The organism is Escherichia sp. MOD1-EC6842 (assembly GCF_002965705.1).
GTDB lineage: Bacteria > Pseudomonadota > Gammaproteobacteria > Enterobacterales > Enterobacteriaceae > Escherichia > Escherichia ruysiae.
This window is the reverse complement of the sequence record NZ_PTRF01000003.1, coordinates 249,243-263,932: the sequence shown is the minus strand read 5'-3', so window position 1 is coordinate 263,932 and position 14,690 is coordinate 249,243. Positions and strand designations below refer to the sequence as shown.

The window sequence follows — 14,690 nt, the reverse complement described above, 5'->3', positions numbered from 1 at the left end:
TTAAAAATACCCCTGACGTTTTTTCAGCTCCATAGATCCCGCCTGGTCGCGGTCAATCACGCGGCCCTGACGTTCACTGGTGGTGGAAACCAGCATTTCTTCGATGATCTCCGGCAGTGTTTGCGCATTTGACTCCACCGCACCGGTCAGCGGCCAGCAGCCCAGCGTGCGGAAACGCACCATCCGTTTTTTAATCACTTCGCCGGGTTGCAGGTCGATACGGTTGTCATCAATCATCATCAACATACCGTCGCGTTCCAGAACCGGACGTTCAGCGGCGAGATACAGCGGAACAATGTCGATATTTTCCAGCCAGATGTATTGCCAGATATCCTGCTCAGTCCAGTTAGAGAGCGGAAAGACGCGGATACTTTCGCCTTTGTTAATTTGTCCGTTGTAGTTATGCCACAGCTCCGGACGCTGATTTTTCGGATCCCAGCGATGAAAGCGGTCACGGAAAGAGTAGATACGCTCTTTAGCACGGGATTTTTCTTCGTCACGGCGTGCACCACCAAAGGCGGCATCAAAACCGTATTTGTTCAGCGCCTGTTTCAGGCCTTCAGTTTTCATGATGTCGGTATGTTTGGCGCTGCCGTGCACGAATGGATTAATCCCCATCGCCACGCCTTCTGGATTTTTATGTACCAACAGTTCGCAGCCATAGGCTTTAGCTGTGCGATCGCGGAACTCATACATCTCGCGGAATTTCCAGCCAGTATCAACATGCAGCAATGGGAAAGGCAGCGTACCTGGATAAAACGCCTTGCGCGCCAGATGCAGCATGACGCTGGAATCTTTACCGATAGAGTAGAGCATCACCGGATTTGAAAATTCTGCCGCCACCTCGCGAATAATGTGGATACTTTCCGCCTCCAGTTGCCGCAGGTGAGTAAGTCGTTTTTGATCCATAACCGTTCCTTTGCAATACCGCTATTTTCTTGCCATCAGATGTTTCGACTATAGGGAGCGTAAGAGAACGAATGAAATTACCAATTAGAATGAGTAGTTCCTTAACGGAATAACGATTTGGCAAAGCTAATATCAAAAAGTGCTTAAGGCTCCGGATTTCGGGCATTTAGGAAGATTTGAAATTGTTTTAGCGCAGCGGCAGTTTCATACTATGGCGGTAAAAAAATTTGCATGGTATTTAAGGACTCACTATGTTTTCCGCATTGCGCCACCGTACCGCTGCCCTGGCGCTCGGCGTATGCTTTATTCTCCCCGTACACGCCTCGTCACCTAAACCTGGCGATTTTGCTAATACCCAGGCACGACATATTGCCACTTTCTTTCCGGGACGCATGACCGGAACCCCCGCAGAAATGTTATCTGCCGATTATATTCAGCAACAGTTTCAGCAAATGGGTTATCGCAGTGATATTCGGACATTTAATAGCCGATATATTTATACCGCCCGCGATAATCGCAAAAACTGGCATAACGTGACGGGAAGTACGGTGATTGCCGCTCATGAAGGCAAAGCGCCGCAGCAGATCATTATTATGGCGCATCTTGATACCTACGCCCCGCAGAGCGATGCTGACGCCGATGCCAATCTCGGCGGGCTGACGTTACAAGGAATGGATGATAACGCCGCAGGTTTAGGTGTCATGCTGGAACTGGCAGAACGCCTGAAAAATACGCCTACCGAGTATGGTATTCGATTTGTGGCGACCAGTGGCGAAGAGGAAGGGAAATTAGGCGCTGAGAATTTACTCAAGCGGATGAGTGACACCGAAAAGAAAAATACGCTGCTGGTGATTAATCTCGATAACTTAATTGTTGGCGATAAATTGTATTTCAACAGCGGTGTAAAAACCCCTGAAGCAGTAAGGAAATTAACGCGCGACAGGGCACTGGCAATTGCGCGTAGTCACGGAATTGCCGCAACGACCAATCCGGGTTTGAATAAAAATTATCCGAAAGGCACTGGGTGTTGTAATGACGCCGAGGTTTTCGACAAAGCCGGTATTGCCGTACTTTCGGTAGAAGCAACAAACTGGAATCTGGGAAATAAAGATGGTTATCAGCAACGCGCAAAAACAGCCGCATTCCCTGAGGGAACTAGCTGGCATGATGTAAGACTGGATAATCAACAGCATATTGATAAGGCACTTCCTGGAAGAATAGAACGCCGCTGCCGTGATGTAATGCGGATAATGCTACCGCTAGTGAAAGAGCTGGCGAAGGCGTCTTGATGGGTTTTAACTGATTATTCCCGTGCCTGCAGGAAATCAACGCCACCTGAAACAGAGTAAAAAAAGGGTGCAGGAGACCAAACCATCACAATCCAATACGCGGGGTTTTACCCCCGCGTGGTGGCTACTTCTTCGATTCGTAAGCGAGAACTGCCTTAAACTCCATACCACGTTCTCTGATACTCAACTCACACAACGAGTCGCCTACCATCAGCGTGAATCCCAATGCTGTAAAACACAGCACTATGATTGCCACAAGGGCATATTTTGTCAGCATGTCTTGCCTCCCTGCAAAGAAGAGACTAACATCCGAATTGCTTAGGTTCGAACGCTGGCCTCAGGTTGATAGAAATATCGCCTGGGGCTTTTGTCCATCTGGAACCTCGCGAATGCTTAACGCCAGACAGCCTCAAGCACCCAACACCATTCTATACCTGTTGATTCTCCCTGCGGCGTTCACATTTAAAATAAGGAATGCTGCTCGCAAAATAAAAACGCCCCCATCATTTCTGACAGAGGCGTTTAATTTATCCGGATAACGTTTACCCTTCGTGTAATCCACATTCCCTTTTTAAGCCAAAGAAACGCGTTTCTTCTTCCGCCATGCCGGGTTCCCATTTACGGGTTGTATGAGTATCACCGACCGATAAATATCCTTCATCCCACAATGGGTGATATTTAAGACCGTGTTTTTGCAGGTACTGATAAATAGTTCGGTTATCCCAGTCGATAATCGGCAGGACTTTAAATACACCACGCTGGATAGCCAGCACTGGCAAATTAGCGCGACTGCCGGATTGTTCGCGGCGCAGGCCAGCAAACCAGGTTTGCGCGTTAAGTTCTTTCAGCGCCCGGTTCATCGGTTCGACTTTGTTGATGTCATTGTACTTTTCAATGCCTTCAACGCCCTGCTCCCACAGTTTACCGTAGCGCGCTTCCTGCCAGGCGGCGCTTTCTTTTGCCCTGTAGACCTTCAGATTTAGTTTGAGTTTGTCCGTTAACTCGTCAATAAAGCGGTAGGTTTCCGGGAACAGATAACCGGTATCGGTGAGGATCACCGGAATATCCGGGCGAATCAGGTTCACCAGATGCAAGCTGACCGCCGCCTGGATACCGAAGCTGGAAGAAAGCACATATTCACCGGGCAGATTATCCAGCGCCCAGGCAACGCGGCCTTCAGCGTCCAGTTTTTCCAGTTGGGCGTTAGTTTCCGCCAGCGCCAGAATGCGCTCTACCTTCGGTAGTTCGTTCAGGGCGTTTAGATCGAGTTTGGACATAGATTCCTCACTGTTTGCCTTGCCTGATGCGACGCTCACGCGTCTTATCAGGCCTACAAGACCGGGCTGATGGTTAATCCCACAAATCGCGTGCCGGATCGAGCACCGGGCGAATGATGCCCGCACGCACCGTAAAGTCGCCGAAGCCTTCACCCGCTTCACGCTCTTTCGCCCAGCGCCCTATCAGTTCATCAAGCGACGCCAGGATTTCCGGCTCGGTGATGTTTTCTTTATACATCCGAGGGATACGTGTCCCAATGCGGTTGCCGCCAAGATGCAGGTTGTAGCGACCCGGCGCTTTACCCACCAGGCCCACTTCCGCCAGCATCGCGCGACCACAACCGTTCGGGCAGCCTGTTACACGCATCACGATATGCTCATCGCTGACACCATGTTTCGCCATTAAATTATCGATGTTGTCGATAAAAGACGGCAGGAAACGCTCCGCTTCCGCCATTGCCAGCGGGCAAGTCGGGAATGACACGCAGGCCATCGAGTTTTCACGCTGCGGCGTGACGACATTCATTAACCCGCTCTCTTTGGCGATCTTCTCGATCTTCGCTTTCTCGCTTTCCGGCACACCGGCGATGATCAGATTCTGGTTCGCCGTAATGCGGAAATCGCCTTTGTGGATCTTCGCGATCTCCAGCAGACCGGTTTTCAACGGACGCCCCGGATAATCAAGGATGCGACCATTTTCGATAAACAGCGTCAGGTGCCAGTTATCATCAATGCCTTTAACCCAGCCGATGCGATCGCCGCGTCCGGTGAACTCATACGGACGGATCGGTTCGAACTTGATCCCCGCGCGACGTTCCACTTCCGCTTTAAACGTCTCAACACCCACACGTTCCAGCGTGTATTTGGTTTTGGCATTTTTACGATCGGTTCGATTACCCCAGTCACGCTGAGTCGTCACGACGGCTTCCGCCACCGCCAGCGTATGCTCCAGCGGCAGATAACCAAACTCGCTCGCGGTGCGGGCGTAGGTTTTTTTGTTACCGTGTTCGATAGACAGCCCACCGCCCACCAGCAGATTGAAGCCTACCAGCTTGCCGTTCTCCGCTATTGCCACAAAGTTCATGTCATTGGCGTGCAGATCGATGTCGTTCTGCGGCGGGATCACTACCGTCGTTTTAAACTTACGCGGTAAATAGGTCTGACCGAGGATCGGTTCTTCATCAGTGGTAGCGACTTTCTCCTGATCGAGCCAAATCTCCGCATATGCACGAGTACGTGGCAGCAGGTGCTCAGAAATTTTCTTCGCCCATTCATACGCTTCCGCGTGCAGCTGCGATTCAAACGGGTTCGAGGTGCAAAGCACGTTACGGTTCATGTCGTTGGCGGTTGCCAGCGCATCAAGCCCGACCGAGTGCAGCATCTGGTGTGCCGGCTTGACGTTCTTTTTCAGAATGCCGTGGAACTGGAACGTCTGGCGGTTGGTCAGACGAATGCTGCCGTAAATCGTGTTGTCTTCAGCAAATTTATCAATCGCCTGCCATTGTCTGGTGGTGATCACTCCACCAGGAAGACGGCAGCGCAGCATCATCGCGTGACGTGGTTCCAGCTTCTGCTCGGCACGCTCAGCGCGGATATCGCGGTCATCCTGCTGATACATACCGTGGAAACGGATCAGCAGAAAGTTGTCGCCTTTAAAGCCGCCGGTCAGGCCGTCGTTTAAATCTTCAGCAATCGTGCCGCGCAGATAGTTGCTCTCAAGCTTCATGCGCTCCGCGTCTGCCAGTTTACCTTCGACCACTAAAGGCCCTGGATGTTTTTCGCTCATTAGTAGACATCTCGCTGATAACGGCGCTCAACGCGCAGCTCACTTAAAAATTCATCCGCCGCTTCGGTGTCCATGCCACCAAATTCGGCAATCACTTCCAGAAGTGCCTGTTCAACGTCTTTCGCCATGCGATTGGCGTCGCCGCAGACATAAATGTGGGCACCGTCATTGATCCAGCGCCACAGCTCTGCGCCCTGTTCGCGCAGTTTGTCTTGTACGTAAATTTTTTCTTTTTGATCGCGCGACCAGGCGAGATCGATACGCGTCAGCACGCCTTCTTTGACGTAACGCTGCCATTCCACCTGATAGAGGAAATCTTCCGTAAAGTGCGGATTACCAAAGAACAGCCAGTTTTTACCCGGCGCTTCGTCGGCGGCACGCTGCTGCATAAAGGCGCGGAACGGCGCGATGCCCGTACCGGGGCCAATCATAATCACCGGCGTTTCCGGATTAGCAGGCAAACGGAAGTTGTCGTTATGTTCGATAAACACCCGAACTTCGCCCTCTTCTTCCACGCGATCGGCGAGGAAGCTGGAGGCACCACCCGCACGGGCGCGACCTTCCACGTCATAACGCACAACGCCGACGGTGATGTGCACTTCGCTCTCGACTTCCGCCTGCGATGAGGCGATGGAATATAAGCGCGGCGTCAACGGGCGCAAAATACCGATGAATGCATCAGCGTCCAGTTGTGCCGGAGAGAAACGCAACATATCGACAATTGGCGTGGTTGCCGCGTAATGCTGCAACTTCGCTTTATCGCCCACCAGCGGCAGCAGCGTTTCACTGCGCGTTAAAGTGGCGTAGTTCTCAACAATATTCGCGGTGTTGACGGTCAGTTCAAAATGCCACTGTAAGGCTTCTGCCAGCGGTAGCGTTTTGCCATCAACAGTGACAGGCTCATCGCCTTTCAACCACAGCAATTCAACAATCTCTTTTACCAGTGCCGGATCGTTCTGATACCAGACGCCCAGCGCGTCGCCCGGCTGATAGTGCAGGCCTGAATCACCTAAATCGATCTCGATATGGCGAACGTCTTTTTCAGAATTGCGTCCGGTAATTTTCTGGTTAACCGAAAGGCTCGCCACCAGCGGCGCTTCTTTGCTATACGGGCTGGTGTGAATTTCATTTACCGCGCCAGTAGCGACAGATTGCGAAGGTGCCGCAACAGGCGCGCGGGACTTCAGAACATCAACCACGCGGGCGCGCCATTCGATGGCGGCTGCCTGATATTCAACGTCAGCATCAACACGGTCGAGCAGGCGCTCACCGCCCAGTTCCGCCAGCTTGCTGTCAAAATCTTTACCGGACTGGCAGAAAAACTCATAAGAGGTGTCACCAAGGCTAAACACGGCAAAAGCGGTATTTTCCAGCTTCGGCGCTTTTTTGGAGAACAGGAACTTATGCAGCGCGACGGCTTCTTCCGGCGGTTCCCCTTCCCCTTGTGTTGAAGTCACCACAATGAGCAGTTTTTCACTGGCGATTTGTTTGAATTTATAGTCGCCTGCGTTCACCAACTTAACGTTCAGTTTTGCCGCTAATAAGTCGTCACGTAACGCTTCAGCGACCCGGCGAGCATTACCCGTTTGCGAAGCGGAGATGATGGTGATACCCGGCATTTCTGCGCCAGGCGCAGGTGTAGCTGCAAGTGTACCTGGCTGCTGGTTAAGTATTCCCCAGAAATAGCCGGATACCCACGCAAGCTGGGTAGGTGTCAAATCAGTAGTGGCTGCCTGGAGGCGAGCCAGTTGCTCCGGGTTCAGCGGAAGCAAAGCGGAAGGTGGGGCCTGTGTCGTCATTCGTCGTTATGTTCCAGTAAGCAAAGCTGTTTCTGCGCCCTGTCTGCGCCCATAAAACAAAAGAGAAGGTAAGGTTAACGGGGCGAACGGTGTGGATTAAAGACGGGATAGCGATAACTAATAACCAAATCGACTAACCTGTTTTAGCAATAGTCTTTAACAACAAAATAGATTTATTAACCCAATGAAAATTAAATAAATATCGACCATCATTAAGATAATTAGGCTATTTTGCGCAACAAACCCATTTTAGATAATGCGAAAAAACAGGCTTTCCGGTACTCTACGCCCGTTTTGTCGTCCTGTAGAGAAATTATGATGTCCACCACGTTATTTAAAGATTTCACCTTCGAAGCCGCTCACCGCTTGCCACACGTCCCACAAGGGCATAAATGTGGTCGCCTTCACGGGCACTCTTTTATGGTGCGCCTGGAAATTACCGGGGAAGTCGATCCGCATACGGGCTGGATTATCGATTTCGCTGAACTGAAAGCGGCATTTAAACCAACCTATGATCGCCTCGATCACTATTATCTCAATGATATTCCTGGCCTGGAAAACCCGACCAGCGAGGTTTTAGCAAAATGGATTTGGGATCAGGTTAAACCGGTTGTTCCGTTGTTAAGTGCGGTTATGGTGAAAGAAACCTGCACCGCAGGTTGCATCTATCGCGGCGAATGATAAGAGTGTGTCGGCGGTCAATTTCGCTTAAGTAACGCTATGTTAGGGTGTTGCGCTCTGGATATATGGGGCACGACATGGAAGACGACTGCGACATTATTATTATCGGTGCCGGCATTGCGGGCACCGCTTGTGCGTTACGCTGCGCGCGAGCGGGCTTATCCGTTCTGTTACTGGAACGCGCTGAAATCCCTGGCAGCAAAAATCTTTCCGGCGGACGGCTATATACCCATGCACTCGCGGAACTCCTCCCCCAATTTAACCTGACCGCGCCCCTTGAGCGACGCATCACTCACGAAAGCCTTTCTCTGCTAACGCCGGATGGCGCAACGACATTTTCCAGCTTACAGCCTGGCGGTGAATCCTGGAGTGTCTTACGCGCTCGCTTCGATCCGTGGCTGGTGGCTGAAGCCGAAAAAGAAGGTGTCGAGTGCATCCCTGGCGCGACGGTGGATGCGCTACATATAGAAAACGGCAGAGTATGTGGCGTTATTTGTGGTGACGATATTCTCCGCGCTCGTTATGTGGTGCTGGCGGAAGGTGCCAATAGCGTACTGGCAGAACGTCATGGGTTAGTTACCCGCCCTGCTAGCGAAGCGATGGCGTTGGGAATCAAAGAAGTTCTGTCGCTTGAAAGATCCATTATCGAAGAACGTTTTCATCTGGAGAATAACGAAGGTGCGGCGCTATTGTTTAGCGGCGAAATCTGTGATGACTTGCCCGGCGGCGCCTTTCTTTATACCAATCAACAAACGCTTTCAGTTGGGATTGTTTGCCCGCTCTCTTCCCTTGCACAAAGCTGTGTTCCAGCAAGCGAGCTGTTAGCTCGTTTTAAAACACATCCGGCAGTGCGCCCGCTTATCAAAAACACGGAATCGCTGGAGTATGGCGCGCATCTGGTGCCAGAAGGTGGCCTGCACAGTATGCCGGTGCAATACGCTGGTAACGGCTGGTTGCTGGTGGGCGATGCATTACGCAGTTGCGTCAATACTGGAATTTCAGTGCGCGGCATGGACATGGCGCTGACTGGTGCGCAGGCAGCAGCGCAAACGCTGATTAGCGCCTGCCAGCACCGCGAGCCGCAAAATCTTTTTCCGCTTTATCATCACAACGTAGAACGTAGCCTGCTGTGGGATGTTCTACAACGTTATCAGCATGTTCCGGCGCTTTTACACCGCCCTGGCTGGTATCGGAAATGGCCAGCGTTAATGCAGGATATTTCCCGTGATTTATGGGATCAGGGTGATAAACCTGTTCCACTGCTGCGCCAGTTATTCTGGCGTCATTTACGTCGTCACGGATTGTGGCATCTGGCAGGCGATGTTATCAGGAGTCTGCGATGTCTGTAGCCCGTAATCTCTGGCGCGCGGCTGATGCGCCGCATATTGTTCCGTCTGATTCCGTTGAGCGCCAGACGGCAGAACGGTTGATTAACGCCTGCCCGGCAGGTCTTTTTTCGCTCACGCCGGAAGGTGATTTGCGCGTTGATTATCGTAACTGCCTGGAGTGCGGCACCTGCCGTTTGCTGTGCAATGAAAAAACACTACAACAGTGGCGCTATCCGCCTTCCGGATTCGGCATCACCTACCGCTTTGGATAAATAATAAGGATAATTTATGCCCCTCTTACACCTGCTCCGCCAGAATCCGGTGATTGCTGCCGTTAAAGATAATGCCAGTCTGCAACTGGCCATTGATTCTGAATGCCAGTTTATTTCCGTGTTGTACGGCAATATCTGCACCATCAGTCAAATCGTCAAAAAGATTAAAAACGCCGGGAAATATGCCTTTATTCATGTCGATTTGCTGGAAGGAGCGTCAAATAAAGAGGTCGTCATTCAGTTTCTGAAACTGGTGACCGAGGCGGATGGAATTATCAGCACCAAAGCATCGATGCTAAAAGCGGCAAGAGCGGAAGGTTTTTTCTGTATTCATCGCCTGTTTATTGTTGATTCAATTTCGTTTCACAATATTGATAAGCAGGTTGCGCAATCGAACCCGGATTGCATTGAGATCCTGCCTGGCTGTATGCCCAAAGTACTGGGCTGGGTGACGGAGAAAATCCGCCAGCCGCTGATTGCAGGCGGACTGGTGTGCGATGAAGAAGATGCGCGCAATGCAATTGACGCCGGTGTGGTGGCGCTTTCGACCACCAATACCAGCGTCTGGACGTTAGCGAAAAAATTGCTTTAACGGGATTATCGTAACGGAATTTGTGTGGTTTATAGGCCACATCCGGCATTCGGCGCCTGATGCGACGCTAACGCGTCTTATCAGGCCTACGGGAACCACCAATGTAGGTCGGATAAGGCGTTTGCGCCGCATCCGACAAGCGATGCCTGATGCGACGCTAACGCGTCTTATCAGGCCTACAAGTCCCTGCCCCAGAACCGCATCCGGCTGTACGTTATTGGCACTCTGCGCGAATATTTGTCACCAGCGCCTCCAGTACCGCTTTCCAGTCATCTACCACGCCAACATCTGCCTGTGAAAATACCGCCGCGCTGGCGTCATGATTCACAGCCACCACAAACTGGCTATTACGCACGCCTGCCATTAACGCTGCCGCGCCGGACGCCCCGGCAACAATGCAAATCTCTGGCGCCAGCAAATGCCCGGAAATTCCAATCACTTTTTCCGCATCAAAACCACCGTTCATCACTCGCGCCCGACTGTAGCCCACTTCGGCGCCCAGCTTTTCAGCCAGCATAGCGATTTCATGGCTATCAGCCTCGCCACCCTGCCCCACCACCAGCACCCGTCTGGCTTCTACTAATGGGTCACGGGTAGTATTTTTCAGGTTTTCGATGCTAACAAACCAGTCTGGAAGTGCGCCGGGGACAATGTTTAGTTGCTGCATACCGGATGGCAGCATAGCGTTTTTCGCTGCTCCAGCCTGGCGCGCCAGAGAAAGACATAGCGGACGTTTTTCTGTTTGCAGCGTCGCCGTCAGCGCATTTCCCCAGTGGGATTTGCGCACGCTTACGGTTGGAATATCTAACGAAGTTACCTGGCAGATACTGGCACCATGTACACGCCAGGCCAGCCGGGTAGCCAGTTCATCGCCAAACGCGCCCGACGGAAAGAGAACAACTTCCGCAGGCGTTCGCTGCCACTGTTCCACCAGCGCATCCAGCACTTGTTCCGCCACTACGGGCTGAGGTTCAATTCGCCAGTGCGTCAGTGTACAACCGCTGAAATCCTGTTCTGCCAGCCAGCCTGCCATTGCGGAATGATCCTGATTGATTGTCACGATGGCGATATTCATGGCTGCATCCTCTGGCACAAATAATCCCGCCACAGTATTTGTGCTTTTTCTTTAGCTGTTTGCCCATTAACCAGCGTCGCACCGCGCCGTTGCTCCGGTCTTTCCAGTTGCAGGCACTGTATCACTGGCGCTTCTGCGACAAGAGTTTCGCGGGTAATCTCCGCTTTCCCCGCCGCCATACGCTGGCGCATCCCCGGTACAGGCAAGGCCACTTCGCCACACTGACGCACGGCAATCACCGCAGGTAAGCGGACACGGCAACAACGCAGCCCGTTTTCAGTACGCTGTTCGAGAGTGATAAACGGCGCGTCGAGAGTAAAACGCTCCACCTGCGTGAAACAGGGCCAGGCCAGTATTTCCGCCAGCAAAAACGGCGTTTGCCCGTTCTGACCTTCGCTGCTTTGGCAGCCGGTAATAATCAAATCCATCGGATTCAGGCGCTGCCATTCGGCAATATGGCGAGCGACAAATTCCGGGGCAAAACGCAGTATTGCCGTCGTCTCCAGTAATACAGCTTCCTCAAACCCAAGAGCAGTGAGATAGCGCAGCCAGTGCAACGCCCGTTCATCGCCCATGCTCAACGCGGTTAAAGTCATCGGCGTGCCACTTTTTCTCTGCGCCAACAGTAGCGCGGCAGCGGCCTGTTCATCAGCGCCGAGTAAACTTCGCAGCAACGAAACATCCGGCCCACTATGCCCCTGAGCCGCCGCCTGCCACTCTTTTTCCGCTAACATTCCGGCATCCGGTTCAGCTTTAAACGCTAACAGAATGTTCATTTGCACCTCCAACATTTCCCGCCGCCACCAGCGGGAGTGCTTTGGTTTCTGGCGCCCAAAGCCAGGTCACGATAAAACCAATCAATAACACTGCCGCCAGGAGCAATAAGGTGACCTGCATTCCCCACTGCGCCAGAATCCACGGCAGCAGGCCGGTACTTACCGCCGCCCCCAACCGACTCATGGCGGTGGCAAAACCAACGCCCAACGAGCGAATGTCAGTAGGAAAACTTTCCGCAGGCAAAATGCCCACCAGGTTACTGACTGCCGAAATGGTGGTACTGAAGAGGACAAAAAGCAGCAACGTTAGCGAACTGCCAGAAGGCAAACAGGCCATCACCATCAACGTGACCGCCAGCAGCAGAAAACTGCCAAGTAAAAATTTTCGATGTGCCAGCAGGTGGGTCAGGAATAAACCTAATATCGCGCCAACAATTAACAACGCATTGAGCATCAGGCTGGCAGTCAGCGCATCTTCCAGACCAATAGTCTGGGCGATAGTCGGCAGCCAGGTGTAAATCACAAACCACGGGATCACGAGGCAGACAAAGAACACGCTGTTAAACACCGTGCGTCGCCAGTAGCGCGAAGAGAACAAAGTTCTGATGTGTTTATGGGTCGCCGTTGCGACTTCATCGCCCAGTAAAACATGGGAACCAAAATAGCGATGTACGATAGCGTGAGCTTCTGCAAAACGTCCCTGACGCAGCAACCAGCGCGGCGATTCCGGCGTTCCCCAGCGTAAAAGCGTAATCAGCAAGGCTGGCAACGCCGCAGAAGCCAGCAGCCAGCGCCAGGCTTCCGGGCTTTCGCTAATAAAGTGATGTCCGGCAAGACTTGCCAGCACGTAGCCCACCGTCCATACCACGCTGAACGCCCCCAGCAAAATACCGCGATGGCGGCGCGGGGAAAATTCTGCCAGCAACGTGTGGCCTACTGAATAGTCGCCTCCCAGACCAATGCCGATCAAAATGCGCAGCCCAATAAGATGCTCTGGCGTAGTGGCAAAATATTGTAAAAACGAAGCGAGCGTAATCAGCAAGAAGCTGAAAGTGAATATTTTTTGCCGGCCAATATGGTCGGAGATCCAGCCCAGAACCAGGCTGCCGATAAACAGGCCAAGCAGCGCCGAGCCGCCGATCATTCCCGCCATAAACGGCGTCAGTTGCATGACAGGCGTAAGCTGAATGATGGCGTAACCAATGACGCCAAGAACATAACCGTCGGTCAGGTGCGCGCCGAAAGTGAGCGCAGCAATTCGACAGTGAAAACGGTTAAGTGGTAAATCATCCATTCGCACCGGTGAAGTGTTCATCTTTACCCCTTCATTGTCCGGTAATAAGAACGGCTTCCCGGTTGAGAAGCCGAAAAGGCAACGACCCGTCATCGCGGGACGCTGCCTGGAATATTATTTTTCAATCGGATAGATAGTACCCGTGTTCATAATGCCGTTAGGATCGAACTGCTTTTTCAGTCCTTCCAGCAATGCCCACGCGCTGCCGTGTTCCAGTTTGCTCCAGTGAACGCGATGTTTACCGATACCGTGGTGGTGCACCATCGAACCACCGAGGCGAATGGTTTCTTCGCAGATAATTTTGTTGAGCGGATTATGGTACTTGTCGATTTCCTCTTCCGGCTTACAGTCAACAACGTTGTAGTCGTAAACGAAGTACATGTTGGTGCCGTTCTGGTAGCTGTGAGAGGAGTGACCGCCCAGCATGGTGATGTCGTCGGCGTGTGGGAACTCGGTACGAATACGGTTGATGACGCTTTCGTAAATTTCGTGAATGCAGCTCCAGCAGCCGGACACTTCGGTGGTAAAGCCCATGTTGCCAGTTTTGAGGATCTGCACACGTTCGGCAGCCACTTTATCCGGTCCCCAGTTCAGGTGATTAAACCAGGTTTCGATCAGCTTGCTGTCCACGCGCCGGCATTGCGGGTAGCGGGCAACGATTTCCGCAATCCCTTCGCCTGTGGCCTGTGCGATGCGCGGATTGCCTTCAGCCATAAAGATCAGCACACATTTTCCGTCGGCAAAATGCGTGAAGTGCTGCGTACCATCTTCAGCGTCATACAAACGAGCAATCGACGGGCGATACCCTTCCACCATGATTTCGCGCAGGATGTCGAAGCCGGTTTTCATGTCTTCCAGGATATAGCCGTAGAAGAGGTTGTTTTCTGGCGTGAATTTGAAGATTTTCACTGTCACTTCAGTGATATAGCACAGTGCGCCTTCGTTGCCGATGATGATGTGACGAATGTCCGGGCCAGCCGCGCGGCGTGGCACGTTTTTAATGCGTGTCACGGTGCCATCTGCCAGTACCGCTTCCAGACCAACGACCATATCCTCAATAGCGCCGTAGAGTGTGGAGAACTGTCCGATACTGCGAGTCGCCACCAGGCCGCCCATCTGTGCCAGCGGTTTTGACTGCGGAGAATGCCCCGTGGTGTAGCCTTTTTCACGCAACGCGTTTTCCAGCACTTCCAGCGGAACGCCACATTGCGCCGTCGCCTGCATATTCTCAATATCAATATTAATGATTTGATTCATGGCGGAGCCATCGAGCACCACCGAGTTTTCCACTACGGTTTCCAGTCCACCTTCGGTGGCGGAAGCGCCGGTACGCGGCACACCGTTAATTTTGTGCGCATTCATAAAATTCAGCACACGGGATACTTGTTCTGTGGAACCGAGTTTTACGACCGCTGCCGGAATAGGCAAAGTATAAATACCATGAATATCCGGAAATTTACGAAAACGGTCAATGCTGTTTTTCTTTAATACAGTTTCATCGGTAATAACGCGATCTGCACCAACAATTTCCTTTAGCTGGTCGACAATCGCTGCGCGAGATAAAGACATAATAATTCCTTCCTGATAATAAAAATGGAATAGTCATTAATAA

The 14,690-nt window shown here is 52.1% G+C and carries 14 protein-coding genes; 5 read left to right on the top strand and 9 right to left on the bottom strand.

Going from position 1 to position 14,690, the window contains the following annotated elements:
* Nucleotides 1–909, bottom strand: a complete 909-nt coding sequence (gene cysD / locus A7Z29_RS05535) for a sulfate adenylyltransferase subunit CysD (protein WP_000372392.1) — start codon at nucleotides 907–909, stop codon at nucleotides 1–3.
* Nucleotides 910–1,160: 251 nt separating this feature from the next.
* Here cysD and iap point away from each other — a divergent pair, with 251 nt between their 5' ends.
* Nucleotides 1,161–2,198, top strand: a complete 1,038-nt coding sequence (iap, locus tag A7Z29_RS05530) for an alkaline phosphatase isozyme conversion aminopeptidase (RefSeq protein WP_085461085.1) — start codon at nucleotides 1,161–1,163, stop codon at nucleotides 2,196–2,198.
* A 124-nt stretch (nucleotides 2,199–2,322) separates the two neighbouring features.
* Here iap and A7Z29_RS05525 read toward each other — a convergent pair whose 3' ends face one another.
* The 4 genes from A7Z29_RS05525 to cysJ all read right to left on the bottom strand — a co-directional run bounded on the left by A7Z29_RS05525 (nucleotide 2,323) and on the right by cysJ (nucleotide 7,060).
* Nucleotides 2,323–2,475 (bottom strand): Hok/Gef family protein, encoded by a 153-nt coding sequence (locus tag A7Z29_RS05525; protein WP_000956459.1) that lies wholly within the window; start codon nucleotides 2,473–2,475, stop codon nucleotides 2,323–2,325.
* 265 nt (nucleotides 2,476–2,740) lie between these two features.
* Nucleotides 2,741–3,475, bottom strand: coding sequence for a phosphoadenosine phosphosulfate reductase (gene cysH / locus A7Z29_RS05515; RefSeq protein WP_105289908.1), 735 nt, complete (start codon nucleotides 3,473–3,475; stop codon nucleotides 2,741–2,743).
* 73 nt (nucleotides 3,476–3,548) lie between these two features.
* Complete coding sequence (cysI, locus tag A7Z29_RS05510) at nucleotides 3,549–5,261, bottom strand: assimilatory sulfite reductase (NADPH) hemoprotein subunit (protein ID WP_001290645.1); 1,713 nt, start codon at nucleotides 5,259–5,261, stop codon at nucleotides 3,549–3,551.
* Complete coding sequence (cysJ, locus tag A7Z29_RS05505) at nucleotides 5,261–7,060, bottom strand: NADPH-dependent assimilatory sulfite reductase flavoprotein subunit (protein ID WP_105289907.1); 1,800 nt, start codon at nucleotides 7,058–7,060, stop codon at nucleotides 5,261–5,263. The genes cysI and cysJ overlap by 1 nt, the downstream gene beginning before the upstream one ends.
* Nucleotides 7,061–7,375: 315 nt before the next feature.
* Between cysJ and queD the strand changes: the two genes are divergently transcribed.
* From queD to A7Z29_RS05485, 4 genes are all read left to right on the top strand, one after another.
* The gene (queD, locus tag A7Z29_RS05500; protein WP_016159619.1) at nucleotides 7,376–7,741 is read left to right on the top strand and encodes a 6-carboxytetrahydropterin synthase QueD; all 366 of its coding nucleotides are present in this window, start codon (nucleotides 7,376–7,378) and stop codon (nucleotides 7,739–7,741) included.
* 77 nt (nucleotides 7,742–7,818) lie between these two features.
* Nucleotides 7,819–9,090 carry an FAD-dependent oxidoreductase gene (locus tag A7Z29_RS05495; RefSeq protein ID WP_105289906.1) on the top strand — a complete coding sequence of 424 codons (1,272 nt, stop codon included), beginning with the start codon at nucleotides 7,819–7,821 and terminating at the stop codon, nucleotides 9,088–9,090.
* A complete protein-coding gene (locus A7Z29_RS05490) occupies nucleotides 9,081–9,341 on the top strand; it encodes a ferredoxin family protein (RefSeq protein WP_000109515.1) in 261 nt (86 codons plus the stop codon). Before A7Z29_RS05495 ends, A7Z29_RS05490 begins: the two co-directional genes overlap by 10 nt.
* Nucleotides 9,342–9,357: 16 nt before the next feature.
* Nucleotides 9,358–9,933, top strand: coding sequence for a glycerol-3-phosphate responsive antiterminator (locus A7Z29_RS05485; RefSeq protein ID WP_001130277.1), 576 nt, complete (start codon nucleotides 9,358–9,360; stop codon nucleotides 9,931–9,933).
* Between the two features lie 214 nt (nucleotides 9,934–10,147).
* On the opposite strand, the gene A7Z29_RS05480 is transcribed toward A7Z29_RS05485, so the two are convergent.
* The 4 genes from A7Z29_RS05480 to A7Z29_RS05465 all read right to left on the bottom strand — a co-directional run bounded on the left by A7Z29_RS05480 (nucleotide 10,148) and on the right by A7Z29_RS05465 (nucleotide 14,647).
* Entirely contained in the window at nucleotides 10,148–11,008 is an 861-nt protein-coding gene (locus tag A7Z29_RS05480; protein WP_001017363.1) for an electron transfer flavoprotein subunit alpha/FixB family protein, read from the bottom strand.
* Nucleotides 11,005–11,784, bottom strand: a complete 780-nt coding sequence (locus A7Z29_RS05475; RefSeq protein WP_105289905.1) for an adenine nucleotide alpha hydrolase family protein — start codon at nucleotides 11,782–11,784, stop codon at nucleotides 11,005–11,007. The genes A7Z29_RS05480 and A7Z29_RS05475 overlap by 4 nt, the downstream gene beginning before the upstream one ends.
* Entirely contained in the window at nucleotides 11,762–13,099 is a 1,338-nt protein-coding gene (locus A7Z29_RS05470) for an MFS transporter (RefSeq protein ID WP_001098115.1), read from the bottom strand. Before A7Z29_RS05470 ends, A7Z29_RS05475 begins: the two co-directional genes overlap by 23 nt.
* 93 nt (nucleotides 13,100–13,192) lie before the next feature.
* Nucleotides 13,193–14,647: an FAD-binding oxidoreductase gene (locus A7Z29_RS05465; protein WP_085461096.1), complete on the bottom strand. Its 1,455-nt coding sequence runs from the start codon at nucleotides 14,645–14,647 to the stop codon at nucleotides 13,193–13,195.
* Nucleotides 14,648–14,690 lie beyond the last annotated feature (43 nt).